The organism is Yeosuana marina, assembly GCF_011762485.1.
Lineage (GTDB): Bacteria > Bacteroidota > Bacteroidia > Flavobacteriales > Flavobacteriaceae > Yeosuana > Yeosuana marina.
Genome location: NZ_JAAKGI010000037.1, coordinates 38,977 through 55,436 on the forward strand (window position 1 = coordinate 38,977; position 16,460 = coordinate 55,436).

Here is a 16,460-nt window from a genome sequence, read left to right on the forward strand (position 1 = left end):
AAATTCCTCGTAATCTTGTCATGCTATTAATAAGTAATTCTTAGGGAATTATTTTGAGGAACTCTGTGTCATTGGGATGCAGAGTTTTTTATTTTACTGAATGCCATAAAACCCTTTTTCATGATTTTGCTTAGATGTGATAAAACTGCAATAATCTAAAATCAGCAATTTTTTATATACATTGTTGAAAACTGTTCTTTATTATTCATTCATAAATTCCCTCATTACTGGTAAGACTTTATTATCAAAGTCAAATAATGTTTGATTTTCCCATGGTGAAGCATTTGTAGACTGGGTTCCTTTCCATGCAATTAATTCGGCTCCCCAGTAACAAAAGCCTATGCCATTTTTTGTTTCTTTAGTGATTGTTTTAATATGTTTAATAAATTCCCTCTGACCTTCTGGCGTAGCAGGGTATTCAGGCAAAATTAATTGCGTGTCTAAACCTACAATATTATTAGTCCAATCATTCCATTTCAGTGTAAACGGGTAGGCTGTTTCGGCAATTAGGATTTTCTTATTATAAGTTTCACTTAAATTCTGCATGGTAGTTTTAAGGTTATCTAAAGATTTTCCATGCCATATTGGATAATACGATAATCCTATAATGTCATAATCTAATGAGCTTACTTCATTAAAAAACCAATCTGAACCTTCTATTCCAGCATAATGCAAAATTATTTTGGTGTCGTTTGAATTGGATCTAACAGCCGAAATTCCAGCTTTCATTAGTTCTATAAATTGAGGATAATTATTTGAAATATGCCCATAAGGATGAAGTAATCCGGAGTTGATTTCATTGCCAATTTGAATATAATGTGGATTTATTTCATTTACCACCTTTTGGGTGTAGTTGTAAACACTATCTTTTAGTGCAGCAAAAGGTAATCCTTGCCACTGCATAGGTGTTTCTTGGTTCGATTGATCTGCCCAAGTATCAGAATAATGAAGAGTTAACCAAATTTTGAAACCTTTCGTTTTTAAGGTTTGGGAAAACTGTTTTACTTCATTAAAGCCTGAGTGTTCGTCGCTTGGGTTTACCCAAAGTTTTAATCTAATGGTATTTACTCCATTTTCTTTAATTATGTTTAAAAAATCCTTTTGATTGCCTTCAAAATCATAGAATATTGGATTTGAATTAGATATTTCAGGGTATCTTGAAATGTCAATAGCAGAAATAAATTCTAACTTTTCACTTTCTGAAAAAGATTTATTTATGTCATCTCTATGACAAGAAATGAAAAGTAAAAAAAATATTAATGTTTGGATTATTCTATTCATTCTTTGAATTATAGGGTACGGTATTCAATATTGAAAGTAGCTGATTTAAATCCTGTTTTTTCGAAATATAATTGACCTTTAGTTAATTAGCTAATTCTTTTTCAATATTAGTTTTTAATTGGTTTAAAGTTGTTCTAATTTGCTTTAATTGGAATGTATATTCATCGTATTTTTTCTGTTGAATATCCAAAACCCAGAGAAAATCTTGATTATTTAAAATATCATCTATTTTTAGACTAAAATGAAGATCTTTTCTACCGTCATCAAGTAATACTGGAATTAGTTTTAGGAATTGAGGCTCCAATTTGGAAATTTCAGGTTTGCTTTCATCATTAATCCTATTAGCTAAACGTTGAAACATCGGTAGTTTAACTGTATATGTATTATTAATTGCTGTTCTTAAAGAATCGTTGCTAATAATGTCTAGTCCAGAAGATTTAGGTCTTCAAAAGGGCCATCATCAAATTGCATAAAGACATTCAGACTCATATTGGTGTAAAAGTTAATGAAGATAGAATTCTTGATTTCTCTTTTATCAAAAATATAGGCAATAAGGCTATCAATACCATTTGCTTTTCTTTCAAGCGAGGGTTCAGTATGAATTTTATAGGCTGTTAAGTCGCTATTTATGGAAGTAAGAAGTTCCTTTAGGACTATCGTTTCTTTTTGTTTTATTTTACGTTCTTCGTTCCAATTATTTATCTGAAGCGCAATCAAAATCCCGATTACTACAAGTACAATTTCTCCTATGGCATATTTCAAATAACTTCTAGTTTTTCCTTCTGAAAGTAAATTTTGTCTAATTTTTCTAAAGAATTTTATCATTTGTTAGCGGTTTCTGGTAATGAAGCGCAACAACCAAACGATTAAACTAAAATGAGCAATGTTTTTAGCGGTGTTGTGCGTAGGCTTTTTTTCAAGTAATTTGAGTTATTTCTTTTTGTCAGGAAACCAAGTGTCTCGTAATATTTTCCATTTTCCATCATCTTTTTTCCAAACTAATAAATATCTCCCACTGCCAACGGCTGTTCCATTTGTATGATACCAAGTTCCTGCTCCTTCTTCCACGAGTAATTGTGCATTTCCCCATATTTTTGTGGTTTTAAAACTTGAGCCGATGATACTGTCTCTAATCATATTTCCAAAAGCCTTGGTAATATTATTCCTCCCAATAGTGGATGGAATTATTTCGGCATCTTCCATATACATTTTACCTAAAGCAATAGAGTCTCCTTTTTTTAAATAACTTTCATATTCCCGCAATCGTACTTCAATTTCTTTTTCAAGAGTTGCTAAATCCGTTTGGTTAGTTTCTGGATTCTTTTCAGGGACTTTATGGTTACAGCTTGTAATAAAAATTGATACTACTAATATCGCTAGAAAAATAGATGTTCTGAATTTTATTTTTTTCATTATTGTCTTTTGAATTGATGTTACAGCCTATGCACAACCTATTTGTGTAGAATAGTGCGGTTTTGTATGCAAGGATTTTCCGAAGCTAAAGCATAAGTAAACAAACCACCGACTAACATTGCTTTAGCTAAAAGTAGTAATTTTTTATGCATGGTGTTGGCAAATGGTTTTTTAAATCTCAAATATATCTGTTATTAATGATTTATATTTTTGAATATCCTTTTCAAATTTTCTTTGTACCGCAATACATAAAACGACTCCTAATGCTAATAGTGTTCCTCCTAGAATGTACTCAGTAGAATTAACATTAATTCCTGAAATTATAGCGATAAGAAAACCTAACACTAAAATGATATGTGTAAATATTATCAATTTTATAAAAAAGTGTTGATTAAAAGTAATTTCCACATTGGTTCTGTTTTCTGTATCATTTTTTAATAATTTGCCTTTAACAACTGTCCAATTCTGGAATGCTATATACCATGCATAAAGAATCCTTTTGCGCACTTTAAAAGTCACAGATTTATTTTTTTCAAGATTCATGTGGAAAACAAATCCTCCAATAGACTTAAGTTCAGACTCTAATTTCTCACTAATCTCTTTAGGGCTACTTTTTAATTTGAATTTCCATGCTTTCATGTTATATTGTTTTTAATGTTTACCAACATAATGTTTATGGTTACTAGTAACTGTAAACATATACTTCAAGGCTGTGCTTACGGAATACTTTTTAAATATAGTTTCTACAATTATAAAAACATAATTATTTCATTTTTTTCTCTATTGAAAATCAGGATGCTTTTTTGTTGTAAAGATTTGTGTCTTAAGAGTATTAACTTCTTACTATGTAAATTGATTTGATACATTTAAATCTACTTTTTATGAAAGTGCTTAATGATGAAGATAGTTGCATAAACAGATAATTAAAGTGATTTATTTTATTTTTATTTGCTGACGCTCAAAATATAGTCTATATTTAAAAATAATTTTAACCAAAACAAAAACTCAAAAACATTATGGAAGGATACTGTGTAAAGTGCAAAGACAAAAAAGAAATTAAAGATGCAGCTGAAGTTACTATGAAAAATGGTAGAAAAGCTATGAAAGGCAAATGCCCATCTTGTGGAACAGGAATGTTCAGAATTCTTGGAAAAGCTTAATTTTTATTTAGAAACTTAAGTATTAAAATTTTTAAAAAGCATCCCTTTTTTCAATTGAAAAAAGGGATGCTTTTTGTATTTGTAATGCTGTTTTGCAACTATTCTAAATATTAGTAAAAATCTCTTTATAGCCATTAAGTTTAATAACACTACAAGTAAAAGATTAAAAAACTGACAAAGAGTATCATTTAATCGATGAAAAACATCTTTTTAACCTAAAAAAGTTACGTTTTGTCGATTTTTTTATTTATGTTTGCTGTGCTATTTAAAAAATGTATCGCTTTCTCAAGTAAAGAGCGATAAAAATGTAAATTTATGAAGTCTCTCTCTCCTCAAGGCCTTTTTAAGATAATACTATCGGTGAGTTTTACGCTGATAAGTTTTGTAAGTTACTCGCAATATTGCAACTCATTTGGAACTACTACATACAATGATGGCATAACCTATGTATCTTTTAATACAATAAATAATGCAGACGTAGTTAAGAATAATGGCTATGAAGATTTTACTAGCATTTCTACTGATGTTTACAAAGGCTCTACCTATAACTTAATAATAAATGTCAATACAGATGGTAATTGGAGAAATTATGCAATAGTATGGATTGATTGGAATGGAGACGGTGATTTTGCTGATTCTGGAGAAGAATATGATATGGGATCGGTAAAGAATGTTGTTGATAATCCCACATCAAATTCACCCACGGCTATTTCAGTTCCTCTGACTGCGGTTGTTGGTCCTACACGAATGCGTGTTTCTACTAGATATAACAATTATCCCACCTCAAGTTGTGCTACTAATTTTGATGGAGAAGTAGAAGATTATACAATTGTAATAAAAGAAGGATCACATGTATATTGTACTTCATCTGGAAATACGGATTTTAATGATGGCATTACTTATGTGTCTTTTAATTCAATAAGTAATGCAACAAGCATAATTAAGAATAATGGTTATGAGGATTTTACCAATATTTCGACCAATGTTTATAAAGGTTCAATACATGATTTATTAGTACGTGTAAATACAGATGGCAATTGGAGAAATTATGCAATAGTATGGATTGATTGGAATAGAGATGGAGATTTTACTGATTCTGGTGAGGAGTACGATATGGGTTCTGTTAGAAATGTTACTGATGGTTTAACATCAAATTCACCAACATCTATTTTAGTTCCTCTTACTGCAGTTGTCGGCACTACACGAATGCGTGTTTCTACTAAGTATAATAGTTATCCGTCTTCAAGTTGCGATACTGGTTTTGATGGTGAAGTGGAGGACTATACCATTAATATTATGGATAATTTTATAAATTTTAATGGGTCCAATGATTACATTGATTTTGCAGACAACCACGATTTAACTGGGTTATTTTCATTGGAAGCTTGGGTAAATCAAGAATCATCAGTTGCAACTGGAACAGTTATATCAAAAGGAAATATAGATACTTCAGACAAAACGGGATATCACTTTAGCCTAAAAAATAATTATCCCAACTTAATCTGGTATGGAGGTTCTAATAATGAACTTGTAAATATAACATCACCCTATGCCATTCCTGATAACCAATGGCACCATATGGCTGCCACGTTTGATGGTTCTACCGTAAAACTTTATGTGGATGGTATTGAGGTTAATTCTGCACCAGCAGCATCTCCACCTACCAATACTCCAAATAGTTTTATTATTGGAGCAGATACAGCAAATTATGTAACATCACCATTAAACAATAACTTTTTTAATGGCGCTATTCAGGAAGTAAGAGTTTGGGATGTAGCTTTGAGCGAATCTCAAATAAGGGAGATGATGAATCAGCATGTAGAACAAGATGGTACTAATGTTAAAGGGTCTGAAACAAAATTGAATATTTCTAACGGATTGTTGTGGAGTCATTTATTAGGGTATTATCCGTTGGATGCTAATACAGCATCAGATAGTTCTGGTAACAATATTGATGGCATACCGCAAAATATGTCATCTTCACAAATTGTAACGGCGCCTCTTCCTTATAAAACAATTGTAGATAATACTTGGGACACAGCAGGGACTTGGTTAAATGGCAATGATATATACATACCAAATAGTATTGGTTTTGATGGAATACCTATTGATTGGAATATTGTTGAATTAAGTAACAACATTACGTCTGACAGAAATATTACGTTGAGTGGATTAATTTCAACAGCAGCAGGAACATTAACGATGGATGGAATTACCGACATGACTACAGGTGAAGGTACTGGACATAGTTTAACCATCACGAATTATTTGGAACTTGACGGTATAATAGATTTACAAGGAGAATCTCAACTCATACAAACAGAAGGAAGTATTTTGGATGCAGATAGCGGTGGGTATATAGAGCGAGACCAACAAGGAACAGCCAATGGGTTTAATTACAACTATTGGTCGTCATCTGTTGGGCCAATAGGAAATAATAATACGACAAGAGGTACTGGAACCCCAAAGACGAATGCTAGCTATACAATTTTAGGAGTGATGAAAGATGGTACAACACCATCATATCAAAATATTATATTTGATTCTTCTGCATATGCGGCCGATTCAAGTACACCCACAAACCCAATAACAATAAGTTCCTATTGGTTGTATACGTTTTATGGATTAAGTGATGATTATAATTCTTGGACAAAAATTGATCAAAATGTTTCCTTATTGCCAGGAGAAGGATTTACCATGAAAGGATCATCTGGATCAACATCACTAGCATCCAAACAAAATTATGTATTTAAAGGCTTGCCAAATAATGGTGATATTACACTGCCTCTTGTTAAAATATCGGGAACAGATGATGTTGATAGGCTCGTAGGGAATCCATATCCCTCTGCTATTGATATTAGTCAATTTATTTTAGATAATATAAGCACCACAGAGGGAGGAAATAATATTAATGGAACCATTTTTAATGGAGCAGTATATTTTTGGGATCATTTTGGTGAACAAAACACCCATAATTTGAAAGGTTATGTAGGAGGCTATGCTACTAGAAACATAACAGCTGGTGCTCCAGCTGTTTCAAATGACTCCAGAATAAATAATAATGGAGCTTCTAGCACAAAGGTTCCTGGTCCATACATAGCAGTAAATCAAGGGTTCTTTGTGTCGCTTACACCTGATTTGCCTATTACTGTTGATGGTGGTGATATTGTGTTTAATAATGGACAACGTGTTTTTGTTACAGAAGATGGGTCAACATCTTTAGTACCAGAAGATGCGAACTCATTATTTTTTAAATCGTCAAATAATAAGAAAAGTGATGTAGCAAGCAAAAGCGTAACAGATAAGCATATTATAAGATTGCAATATGACTCACCTTTGGGATATCACAGACAAATTGTTATAGGAGCAATTGATAAAGCCTCTAATAAATTTGATATGGGTTATGATGCCTACATGGCTGATGTTAATGAAGAAGATATGTACTGGATGCTTGATGACGCCAAATTTGTAATACAAGGGGTAAATAATTTTGATGATACTCAAGAATTTCCATTAGGATTAATTGTTAAAAAAACAGGAATGGCTCGTATTAACTTGTTTGGATTAGAAAATGTAGATGGAAATAAACCTATATATATTAAAGACACTAGTTTAGATAAAACCTACCAAATTAATGAGACTCCTTTTGAAATATATTTGGAAGCTGGAACTTATAATGACAGGTTTAAACTTGTGTTTCAACCTATTCAAAGTAAAACTTTAAGTGTCAATGAATCAGATTTAGATCGAGATGTTTCTATGTATTATAGCTCAGAATCATCCAATTTAAACATCAACTTAAAGGTAGATATGAGTGTGTCTAAAGGGATGATATTTAATTTATTAGGTCAAAAAATAACAGACATCAAAGGGTTTTTAAAGAGTGTTTCTGTGCCACTAAAGGTTAGTACAGGAACCTATATTGTTCAATTACAAACTGATAAAGGAACCATAAGTAAAAAGATTATTATTAATTAATCGATTTTTCAAAACAAATACCTCAAAATTCTTCTGTAACAATTGTTACAGAAAATATATTTTAAGCTTGTAAATTTGAGCAATTCTTTATTGTTCAAACTCTCATAAACAATAGATGGTTAATAGTATTAAGGCGTGTGTCATATGATATACGCCTTTTTTTAATAATTAAAGTTTTAGTAAACCATATAATCATCTGATTTTAAATTGATTATAATATTTAAAAAGTAATACATTTAAACCTGTAATTTTGTAAATTGCAATTGCAAATAATAATATTTTTAAGAATGGTCACTTTAAAGCAACTGGCAAAGGAGTTAAATGTTTCAATTTCTACTGTTTCAAAAGCACTTAATAATAGCGAAGAAATAGGTGAGGAAACTATTAGACGAGTGAAAGAATTGGCCGAATTATATAATTATAAGCCAAATAAAGTTGCTTTAAGTTTAAAGCAGAATAAAACCAAAACTATTGGAGTTATCATTCCAGATATTCTCAATTATTTTTTAGCAAAAGTATTATTTGGAATTGAACGAGAAGCGACCCAGCATGGCTATAATATTATAACATGTATTTCTAATGAGTCTTTAGAAAAAGAGATTAGCAGTCTGCAATTATTAGCTAATGGAAGTGTTGATGGGTTTATTTTGGCTGTTTCAAAAGAAACCCAGGTTAAGAATGAAATTAATCATTTTATAAAAACAATTAGTCAGGGACTTCCCATTGTTATGTTTGATAGAGTTGCTAATGATGTTATGTGTGATAAAGTTATTGTTGATGATTTTGATGCTACATATAGAGCTACGAAAAGTTTAATGCTTGAAAACCGAAGAAACATAGTCTTTATTAGTAATATAGATGACTTAAGCGTTGGGAAACTCAGAGAAAAGGGCTACTTAAAAGCACTTTCGGAAGGAGAAAATCTTAATCCTTTAATATTAAAAATTGATAAATTTAAAGATTCTTCTCAACAAATAATGGAACTTTTTAAGTTAAATAGAACTATTGACGCTGTTATTTCTGCGGATAGTACTTCAGGTATAATAGCGATAAATACAGCTATAAATTTAGGTTTTAAAGTGCCTGAAGATGTTTCTGTGATAGGTTATTCTAGTCAAGTAACATCTAATTTTTCTATTCCTAGACTAACAATTATACGTCAACATGCTAAAGAAATTGGTGCTAATGCGGCTGAATTACTTATTAAACGTCTTGAAAATAAGTCAATGGAATCTGAGGATTTTTCTACAAGAATAATAAAAACAAGTTTAGTTAAAAGCGGATCTACTATGTAGTTTACCTTTTAATCGATGAAATATGCGTTTCATCGATTAAATTGACTATTTGTGAATCAATTACAGTACATTAGTAGCCCTTAATGAGCGCACCAAAGATATTCCCTAAGTTTGTTAAGATAGATTAATCCATTTATTGACAGCAATGTCAAATCCCTCAAAATAACATATTTATAAAGTTTAATGTACATGTTGTGCATTCAATTTTAAATTAATTATCCATTTTTTCCCTCAACTAAGATTTTAGATTTAAAGTCTTGGTTTCATTTAAATTATTTAAAAAAGAGAAAAACTGTATAACCTTAAAATTGAATACATATGAAAGCCCTAAAAATTACCTTAATCTTAGCTGTTATTTTTTTAACCTTCACGTCTTGTACAAAACAAGATTTAAACGAAGATGACTTATTAATAACACCAACTGCAGCTGCTCAAACACAATTTACTGGCGGTGGTGCTGATGATGTTTAAAAAACAGTCAAAGAAAATATATTAAATTAAAGGCTCATTACATATGTAATGAGCTTTTTTTATTCATGAAAATTGAAAAATTATAAATACATTTGAGGAAATACTATGTAAACCCTCAAAATTGAAATGTTACGTTATATATATTTTTTTTATTATAAGTTTGAGTTTTTCCTATTCGCAAACGAGTAACAATTCATCCATCAAAGATTCTATTGAAGCGTTTATTTATAAGTCAAAGCAAAGTGATTTATTTTCTAATAATGAACGTTTAGACTTTGCTTTAAAAGCAAAACAGTTAGCTAAGGATTCAGATTTTTTATCGGCTGAAGTCCAATCCAATTTATCGGTATCTAATATATATTGGGAAATGGGATTGGAAAAGGATTTTAAAAAAATTAATAGAGAAAATTTAGATCTTTCCAATAAGATTAATGACACATTATCACTGGCCAATACCCACTATAATTTAGGAGAGTTTTTCAGGTTAAAAGTACGATTAAGTGACAGTGCCTATTACCATTATCATAATGCAGAAAAACTGTTTAAAAAATTAGATGATAATTTTAATACAGCTCAAACCTTATTACGAATAGCTGTTATTCAAAAAAATGAAAAGGATTTTATAGGAAGTGAAGTAACATCTGTCGAGGCTATTTCTCAATTAGATTTATTAAAGGATACCGATAAAATAAATGAAGTAAAATCCTATATCTACAATAATTTAGGTTTGGTATTTGGACAAATGGAACAGTTTGATGAGTCCATAATATATTATAAAAAAGCGTTAGAGTTAAAAAAGAATTTAGCAGGTAATAATACGTTAACTATTTATAGGACAATTAATAATTTAGCACTCTCTTATAACAATTCTGAAAATTTCGAATTAGCTATCAAGAATTATAAATTAATTCTTGATGACAAAGAGACAATGTCTAAAAATCCAAATTTCTACGCATTAGTTCTCGACAATTATGCTAATTCATTGTATTTATCAAAGAAAAATGATAAACGTCTCCCGCATTTATATTTAAAAGCTTTAAATATATGTGATAGTTTGGGAGATAGTGCCTCAAATTATAATTCTATAATTATCAATCAGCATCTTGCTCAGTATTATAATGATAAGAATAAAAAAGATTCTGCAAGATATTATGCTTATAGAGCAAAAGACATTTCAGAAAACTATCATAATGATGATTTATTAAAATCGTTGTTGTTACTTTCTAAAATTGAAGATGATAGCATTGCTGTAAATTATTACGATGAATATATTCAACTTAACGATAGTTTAGTGAAAAATGAACGAAACATACGTAATAAATTTGCTAGAATACGTTTTGAAACCAAAGAGATTGAAAAGAAAAACCTTCAGATTACTAGAGAGAAAATGTGGCTGATCATTATTTCAATTATTTTAATGATTACCGCTTTGTTAATCTATATTATTATCTCTCAACGTTCAAAAAATAGCGAATTAAGATTTGTCCAAAAACAACAAGAAACCAACGAAGAAATTTATAACTTAATGCTATCTCAGCAAGAAAAGATAGATCAGGCAAGAACACTTGAAAAAAAGCATATTTCACAAGAGTTACACGACGGTGTTTTAGGTAGACTATTTGGAACAAGGCTAAGCTTAGATAGTTTAAATATGGCTACAACCATAGAGGCTATACAAACAAGAAGTCGCTATATACAAGATCTTAAAAATATTGAAGAAGATATTAGAAAGGTTTCACATGAATTAAATACAGATTTTATCTCAGGTTCTGGCTTTTTAGATATAATAAAAACACTTTTGGAAACTCAAACTCAAGCTTATGAATTAGATTATACACTTGATTATAATGATTCTATTAATTGGGATGATCTGTCAAATAAAAATAAAATTCATATCTATAGAATCATACAGGAATCTATTCATAATATTTATAAACACGCCAATGCAACATTGTTAAAAATTGGTTTTGAACTTAAAAAAAATGTAATTTGCCTTACCATTTCAGATAATGGTTCTGGATTTGATGTAAATAAAGCTAAGACAGGAATAGGTTTAAAAAATATTAATGCCAGAGTTAAAGAAGTTAATGGTGAGATTATCATAACTTCTGAAAAAGATATAGGAACAACAGTTAAAATAAATGTCCCAATTTAACTATTATATACTATGACAGGAACTATAAGAATATTAATGATTGACGATCACCCTATGATTATTGAAGGGTATCAAAATACGTTATTATTCTCAAAAAAAGAAAGCCAGATTTTAGAAATTGATATTGCAAATAATTGTGATGAAGCCATTTCTTACATGGATAAGTCACTTAAAAATAACAGACCCTATAATGTGTTGTTTGTTGATATAAGTTTGCCGCCATCAAAAGATGGTTTAATGAATTCAGGAGAAGATTTAGCCATTTATGCTCGTGAAGTTTTACCAAAATCTAAGATCATCATTTTAACAATGTTTGATGAATCCTATAGAATTCATAATATCATTAAAAACATAAACCCCGAAGGGTTTCTAATTAAAAGTGATTTGACTTCGAGTGAGTTGGCTAGTGCATTTCAAGCAGTACTTCATAACCCCCCGTTTTATAGTGGAACAGTAAATAGTCATTTACGTAAAACTAATGAAAGCGATATTGTTATTGATGATAAAAATAGAAAGATATTGTATTTGTTATCACAAGGGGCAAAAAACAAAAGTTTAGCCACTCATTTAAATATTTCTGTAAGTGCTATTGAGAAGCGAAAGAAACAATTAAAGGAAATTTTTTTAATAGATGATGGGCAAGATGAAACACTTATTAATGAAGCAAGAAAAAAAGGTTTTATACTTTAATTGAATTTTTTGCTGCTGAAAGCCTATGGTATTACTGCGATAACGTAATTATTTTTTTAGTTACGGTTTTACCACAGCAAAAAGAAAAATAAATAATATAATTTTGTATTGTCAACATACAATTAATTAATCCCTCAATTTTTGTTGATAATAGCAATTTACATTAACCCTGCGGATGTGAGAGACCCGCGGGGTTCTTCTTTTTATAGAGTGAACAATGCATTTTTATACTCCCAAAGTTTACTTATAAAGATTCCTAAATAAATTATAGACACTATAAATTTTATAAAAGTAGAGGCTAAAAACCCTAAAAATGAGCCGATAGCCGCTTTAAAAGCTACTTTAGAATCGTTTTTGTTAAACATTTCACCAATAAAGGCTCCAATAAATGGCCCTATTATAATGCCACCAGGGATAGGACTTATCAGTCCAACAACCAACCCAATCGAGGTGCCGATCATACCAGCTCTACTGCCTCCAAATTTTTTGGTACCAACAGCTGGAATAATATAGTCTAGAAGAAAGATAAGAATGGCTACTATAAAAGTTACAACAATAAGTGAACGATTCATAGGAACAGCATCGGTAAGATAAAGTAGTAAGAGTCCAACCCAGCTAATTGGTGGTCCTGGTAATATGGGTAAAAAACTTCCTAAAACCCCAAGAATTATACAGAGGGAAGCAATAGCGATAAGAAATATATCCATAGCAGTGTATAAGATGATTATTGGTTTGTCTAAAATAATACATATTTGTTACTTTTTTATAACTAAAAAATTAGTTCAAACTAAATATTTAGTTATATTTGTATTGTTGAACTAAAAACTTAGTTAGAAAATGAAGCAACTCACAAAAGCAGAAGAAGACATTATGCGCATCCTATGGGAACTAAAAAAGGGTAATGTAAAAGACATCATAAAACAATTTCCAGAGCCTAAACCAGCATACAATACGGTATCGACTATTGTCAGAATTTTAGAAAGCAAAGAGTTTGTAGATTATGAGAAAAAAGGGAAGGGACATGTGTATTTTCCAATAGTAAATCAACAAGACTATAGTAATCAATCCATAAACAAATTGGTTGATAATTATTTTCAAGGCTCATTTAAAAGTATGGTCTCGTTTTTTGTAAAAAAGAATGATATAAGTTTAAACGAACTGGAATCTGTTTTAAAAGAAATCAACAAAAAAGAATAGTCATGTTGCACTACATTATACAAACTATGGCGTTCCAACTATTTTTTATAATAGTGTATGACCTATTCCTTAAAAATGAAACGTTTTTTAATTGGAATAGAGCATATCTTTTAGGAACCACAGCATTATCTTTTGTGTTGCCTTTTATTCAAATTGAAAGATTTAAAAATGCGGTACCACAAAATTTTATTATTACACTTCCTGAAGTTGTTTTAGGACAAGAAAAAGTAGTTAATAGTAGCGCTACAGAAATACCGAGTGTATTAGTTGAAAGTAGTTTGCCTTTATGGGAACTACTATTCTATTTAGGAGTAATCTTAGCGTTGGGATTATTTTTATTTAAGCTTACTAATATTTTAATCTTAATATATAAAAACCCAAAAACTAAGGTTGGGAAACTAAAACTTGTTCAGTTATTAAAAAGTACAAAAGCTTTTTCATTTTTTAATTATATTTTTTTAGGAGAACATTTAAACGAAAAAGAAAAAGAGTCCATTTTATCTCATGAAATAGTTCATGTAAAGCAAAATCATACGCTTGATTTATTGTTTTTTGAAGTGTTACGTATCGTGTTTTGGTTTAATCCGTTGGTATATATCTATCAAAATAAAATAATGGCACTTCATGAGTTTATTGCTGATTCTAATGCCATAAAACAACAAAATAAATCAGAGTACTATCAAAATTTATTATCTCAAGTTTTCGAAACCAAACATATTTCATTCATCAATCCATTTTTTAAACAATCATTAATCAAAAAACGAATCGTTATGTTACAAAAATCAAAATCAAAGCAAATCAGATTATTAAAGTATGCCCTTTTAATTCCTATGGTAATTGGGATGTTGGTTTATACGTCTTGTTCAGTACAAGACAAAGCTCTAAATCAAAATGGAAATTTAGATTTAAGTCAATACAGTTACAGTATTAAAGATGCAGTTTTAAAATCTGGAGCTAAACTAAATGATGAAACAATTTTGGCGAAAAAAAGGCAAGATAATTTCTTAGATGCAAATCGAACTTATGTCAGATGGATGAATTATGATTCTAAAAATGCAGAGGTTGTTTATAGTGTGCACTCGAGTAATGAAAAACTCCCTGAAGGTTATGAAGAAGTTGTTGGAGGTAGACCAGATGGTACATCATTAAAAATGTATGTAAATTTTAAAAACTTACCTGAAATTAAGCAGCCTAAAATGCAAAAAAAGGATATTGAAAAATTAAAAGAAGAATATAAAAATGCTTTAGAAGTTCCTTTTGCAGTTGTAGACGAGGTCCCAATTTTTCCTGGTTGTGAAACATTAACCTCCAGCGAAGAACGAAAAAAATGCATGTCGGAAAAGATTTCTGACTTTGTAAACAGAAATTTTAATACCAAAATAGGTACAGAAAATGGCTTAACAGGAAGACAACGTATCAATGTTATTTTTAAAATTAATAAAGAAGGGGATATTGTAGGTGTGCGTTCAAGAGCACCACATCCGGCTTTGGAGGCAGAAGCTATAAGAGTCATTAAATCACTTCCACATATGAAACCTGGAGTAAATAATGGAAAGAAAGTTGTTGTGCCCTATTCTTTGCCAATCATTTTTCAAGTACAAGATGATGTCCCTTTAGAAAAAAAGGAATGATTAGAGTATTACTTATATGTTTAATGTTTATAGCATTTAAAACCGAAGCACAAACTTCGGTTTTAAATATTGCAGATAGCTTATTCACTCATGGTAATTATGCAAAAGCGATAGAGCAGTATAACATGTGCAGCCCGAAAGAAGCTGTTTATAATAAACTCGCGAAAGCCTATATTGCCTTAGGAAATTATGATAATGCTTTGTTGAATTTTGAAAAGGCAATTAAAACAGATCCCGAAAACTTACTTTTAAAGTATGATTACACAAAACTGTTATCTTCTACTAAAAATCTAAGTAAGGCTTCAGAAGCGTTTAGTAAACTTGTTGAAATAGATTCTTTAAACCCCAACTATCATTATGAGCTAGGTTTGGTTTTAGAACAACTTAAAGATTCTACAGCACAAACACAATTTATAAAGACGTTTGAATTAGACAACACACATCAAAAAACTATTTTTAAAATAGCTAAGTTTTACTTAATAAAAAGAAAGCACGACTCGGCAGCTTATTACATAGACAGAGGATTAAAATCGTACGAGAATAATAGGGAATTAATAAGTTTAAAAGCTCAGAACTATTATTGGTTGCAAGATTATACAAATGCTGCTAAATGGTTTGAAAAGCTTTTAGATCTTGGAGAATCTTCAGAGTTTATACACGAAAAACTAAGTTTGTGTTATGCACAAATCTATGACTATGAAAAAGCGATAGAACAACGGTTACAGGCATTAAATTACAACCCAAATAATGCTGCTGCCATTTACGTTATTGGGACCTATTATGAAGAGTTACGAGATTTTGAAAATGCCGAAACCTTCATGTCTAAAGCCTTGTTATTAATGGATCAACCCTTAGATGCTGAATATAGAAGGTTGGGAGCTGTGTTAAATCAGCAAAAAAAGTATAAGGAAGCTATTGAGGTTTTTAAAAAGGCCATAAATGAAAATCCTGCAAATGAGTTTTCTAACCTTCATTTAGCGATAACCTTAGAACAGTATTATGCCGATTATGATTCTAAAATCAATGTATACGAGAATTTCAAGAAAAAGTTTCCTAATAGCAAGATGAACAAATTTATTGACAGTCGCATTGCCGAAATAAAAAAGGAAAAGTTTCTTAATGAGGAAGAAAAGGAAGATTAATATGTAAGTTCCTTTGGTTTTATTATTTTTAGGTTATAAAAATATAA

At 30.2% G+C, this 16,460-nt stretch carries 15 protein-coding genes; 9 read left to right on the forward strand and 6 right to left on the reverse strand.

Translation table 11 applies throughout. The annotated features are described in order from the left end of the window. Positions 1-201 precede the first annotated feature (201 nt). From G5V56_RS15850 to G5V56_RS15870, 5 genes are all read right to left on the reverse strand, one after another. A complete protein-coding gene (locus G5V56_RS15850; protein ID WP_166966886.1) occupies positions 202-1,281 on the reverse strand; it encodes a glycoside hydrolase family 53 protein in 1,080 nt (359 codons plus the stop codon). 82 nt (positions 1,282-1,363) lie between these two features. Next, complete coding sequence (locus G5V56_RS15855; protein ID WP_166966888.1) at positions 1,364-1,642, reverse strand: hypothetical protein; 279 nt, start codon at positions 1,640-1,642, stop codon at positions 1,364-1,366. Positions 1,643-1,704: 62 nt separating this feature from the next. After that, positions 1,705-2,106 (reverse strand): DUF6090 family protein, encoded by a 402-nt coding sequence (locus G5V56_RS15860; protein WP_166966814.1) that lies wholly within the window; start codon positions 2,104-2,106, stop codon positions 1,705-1,707. 105 nt (positions 2,107-2,211) lie between these two features. Then, entirely contained in the window at positions 2,212-2,694 is a 483-nt protein-coding gene (locus G5V56_RS15865) for a YybH family protein (RefSeq protein WP_166966890.1), read from the reverse strand. A 171-nt stretch (positions 2,695-2,865) separates the two neighbouring features. Further along, positions 2,866-3,333 (reverse strand): DUF423 domain-containing protein, encoded by a 468-nt coding sequence (locus G5V56_RS15870; protein WP_166966892.1) that lies wholly within the window; start codon positions 3,331-3,333, stop codon positions 2,866-2,868. A gap of 377 nt (positions 3,334-3,710) precedes the next feature. Between G5V56_RS15870 and G5V56_RS15875 the strand changes: the two genes are divergently transcribed. From G5V56_RS15875 to G5V56_RS15900, 6 genes are all read left to right on the forward strand, one after another. Next, positions 3,711-3,854 carry a DUF5679 domain-containing protein gene (locus tag G5V56_RS15875; protein WP_166966893.1) on the forward strand — a complete coding sequence of 48 codons (144 nt, stop codon included), beginning with the start codon at positions 3,711-3,713 and terminating at the stop codon, positions 3,852-3,854. A gap of 315 nt (positions 3,855-4,169) precedes the next feature. Then, positions 4,170-7,832, forward strand: a complete 3,663-nt coding sequence (locus tag G5V56_RS15880) for a GEVED domain-containing protein (protein ID WP_166966895.1) — start codon at positions 4,170-4,172, stop codon at positions 7,830-7,832. Between the two features lie 287 nt (positions 7,833-8,119). Then, complete coding sequence (locus G5V56_RS15885) at positions 8,120-9,127, forward strand: LacI family DNA-binding transcriptional regulator (protein ID WP_166966897.1); 1,008 nt, start codon at positions 8,120-8,122, stop codon at positions 9,125-9,127. Positions 9,128-9,445: 318 nt separating this feature from the next. Then, entirely contained in the window at positions 9,446-9,598 is a 153-nt protein-coding gene (locus tag G5V56_RS15890; protein WP_166966899.1) for a hypothetical protein, read from the forward strand. Positions 9,599-9,758: 160 nt separating this feature from the next. Further along, positions 9,759-11,753 carry a tetratricopeptide repeat-containing sensor histidine kinase gene (locus tag G5V56_RS15895; protein ID WP_166966901.1) on the forward strand — a complete coding sequence of 665 codons (1,995 nt, stop codon included), beginning with the start codon at positions 9,759-9,761 and terminating at the stop codon, positions 11,751-11,753. 12 nt (positions 11,754-11,765) lie between these two features. Beyond that, the gene (locus G5V56_RS15900; RefSeq protein ID WP_166966902.1) at positions 11,766-12,443 is read left to right on the forward strand and encodes a helix-turn-helix domain-containing protein; all 678 of its coding nucleotides are present in this window, start codon (positions 11,766-11,768) and stop codon (positions 12,441-12,443) included. A 203-nt stretch (positions 12,444-12,646) separates the two neighbouring features. Here the strand turns inward: G5V56_RS15900 and G5V56_RS15905 are convergent, their stop codons facing one another. Then, positions 12,647-13,150 (reverse strand): DUF456 domain-containing protein, encoded by a 504-nt coding sequence (locus G5V56_RS15905; RefSeq protein WP_166966904.1) that lies wholly within the window; start codon positions 13,148-13,150, stop codon positions 12,647-12,649. Between the two features lie 130 nt (positions 13,151-13,280). On the opposite strand from G5V56_RS15905, the gene G5V56_RS15910 reads away from it, so the two are divergent. The 3 genes from G5V56_RS15910 to G5V56_RS15920 are packed head-to-tail and all read left to right on the forward strand — an operon-like array spanning position 13,281 to position 16,413. Continuing rightward, complete coding sequence (locus G5V56_RS15910) at positions 13,281-13,640, forward strand: BlaI/MecI/CopY family transcriptional regulator (RefSeq protein WP_166966906.1); 360 nt, start codon at positions 13,281-13,283, stop codon at positions 13,638-13,640. Positions 13,641-13,666: 26 nt separating this feature from the next. Next, on the forward strand, positions 13,667-15,271 hold the full coding sequence (locus G5V56_RS15915; protein WP_240911358.1) for a M56 family metallopeptidase: 1,605 nt from the start codon (positions 13,667-13,669) through the stop codon (positions 15,269-15,271). Then, a complete protein-coding gene (locus G5V56_RS15920; RefSeq protein ID WP_166966910.1) occupies positions 15,268-16,413 on the forward strand; it encodes a tetratricopeptide repeat protein in 1,146 nt (381 codons plus the stop codon). Before G5V56_RS15915 ends, G5V56_RS15920 begins: the two co-directional genes overlap by 4 nt. Positions 16,414-16,460 lie beyond the last annotated feature (47 nt).

Excerpts from the sequence above, each read along its gene's own strand:
- G5V56_RS15850 (WP_166966886.1), bottom strand. The coding sequence starts at position 1,281 with ATGAATAGAATAATCCAAACATTAATATTTTTTTTACTTTTCATTTCT.
- G5V56_RS15855 (WP_166966888.1), bottom strand. The coding sequence starts at position 1,642 with ATGTTTCAACGTTTAGCTAATAGGATTAATGATGAAAGCAAACCTGAA.
- G5V56_RS15860 (WP_166966814.1), bottom strand. The coding sequence starts at position 2,106 with ATGATAAAATTCTTTAGAAAAATTAGACAAAATTTACTTTCAGAAGGA.
- G5V56_RS15865 (WP_166966890.1), bottom strand. The coding sequence starts at position 2,694 with ATGAAAAAAATAAAATTCAGAACATCTATTTTTCTAGCGATATTAGTA.
- G5V56_RS15870 (WP_166966892.1), bottom strand. The coding sequence starts at position 3,333 with ATGAAAGCATGGAAATTCAAATTAAAAAGTAGCCCTAAAGAGATTAGT.
- G5V56_RS15875 (WP_166966893.1), top strand. The coding sequence starts at position 3,711 with ATGGAAGGATACTGTGTAAAGTGCAAAGACAAAAAAGAAATTAAAGAT.
- G5V56_RS15880 (WP_166966895.1), top strand. The coding sequence starts at position 4,170 with ATGAAGTCTCTCTCTCCTCAAGGCCTTTTTAAGATAATACTATCGGTG.
- G5V56_RS15885 (WP_166966897.1), top strand. The coding sequence starts at position 8,120 with ATGGTCACTTTAAAGCAACTGGCAAAGGAGTTAAATGTTTCAATTTCT.
- G5V56_RS15890 (WP_166966899.1), top strand. The coding sequence starts at position 9,446 with ATGAAAGCCCTAAAAATTACCTTAATCTTAGCTGTTATTTTTTTAACC.
- G5V56_RS15900 (WP_166966902.1), top strand. The coding sequence starts at position 11,766 with ATGACAGGAACTATAAGAATATTAATGATTGACGATCACCCTATGATT.
- G5V56_RS15905 (WP_166966904.1), bottom strand. The coding sequence starts at position 13,150 with ATGGATATATTTCTTATCGCTATTGCTTCCCTCTGTATAATTCTTGGG.
- G5V56_RS15910 (WP_166966906.1), top strand. The coding sequence starts at position 13,281 with ATGAAGCAACTCACAAAAGCAGAAGAAGACATTATGCGCATCCTATGG.
- G5V56_RS15915 (WP_240911358.1), top strand. The coding sequence starts at position 13,667 with ATGGCGTTCCAACTATTTTTTATAATAGTGTATGACCTATTCCTTAAA.
- G5V56_RS15920 (WP_166966910.1), top strand. The coding sequence starts at position 15,268 with ATGATTAGAGTATTACTTATATGTTTAATGTTTATAGCATTTAAAACC.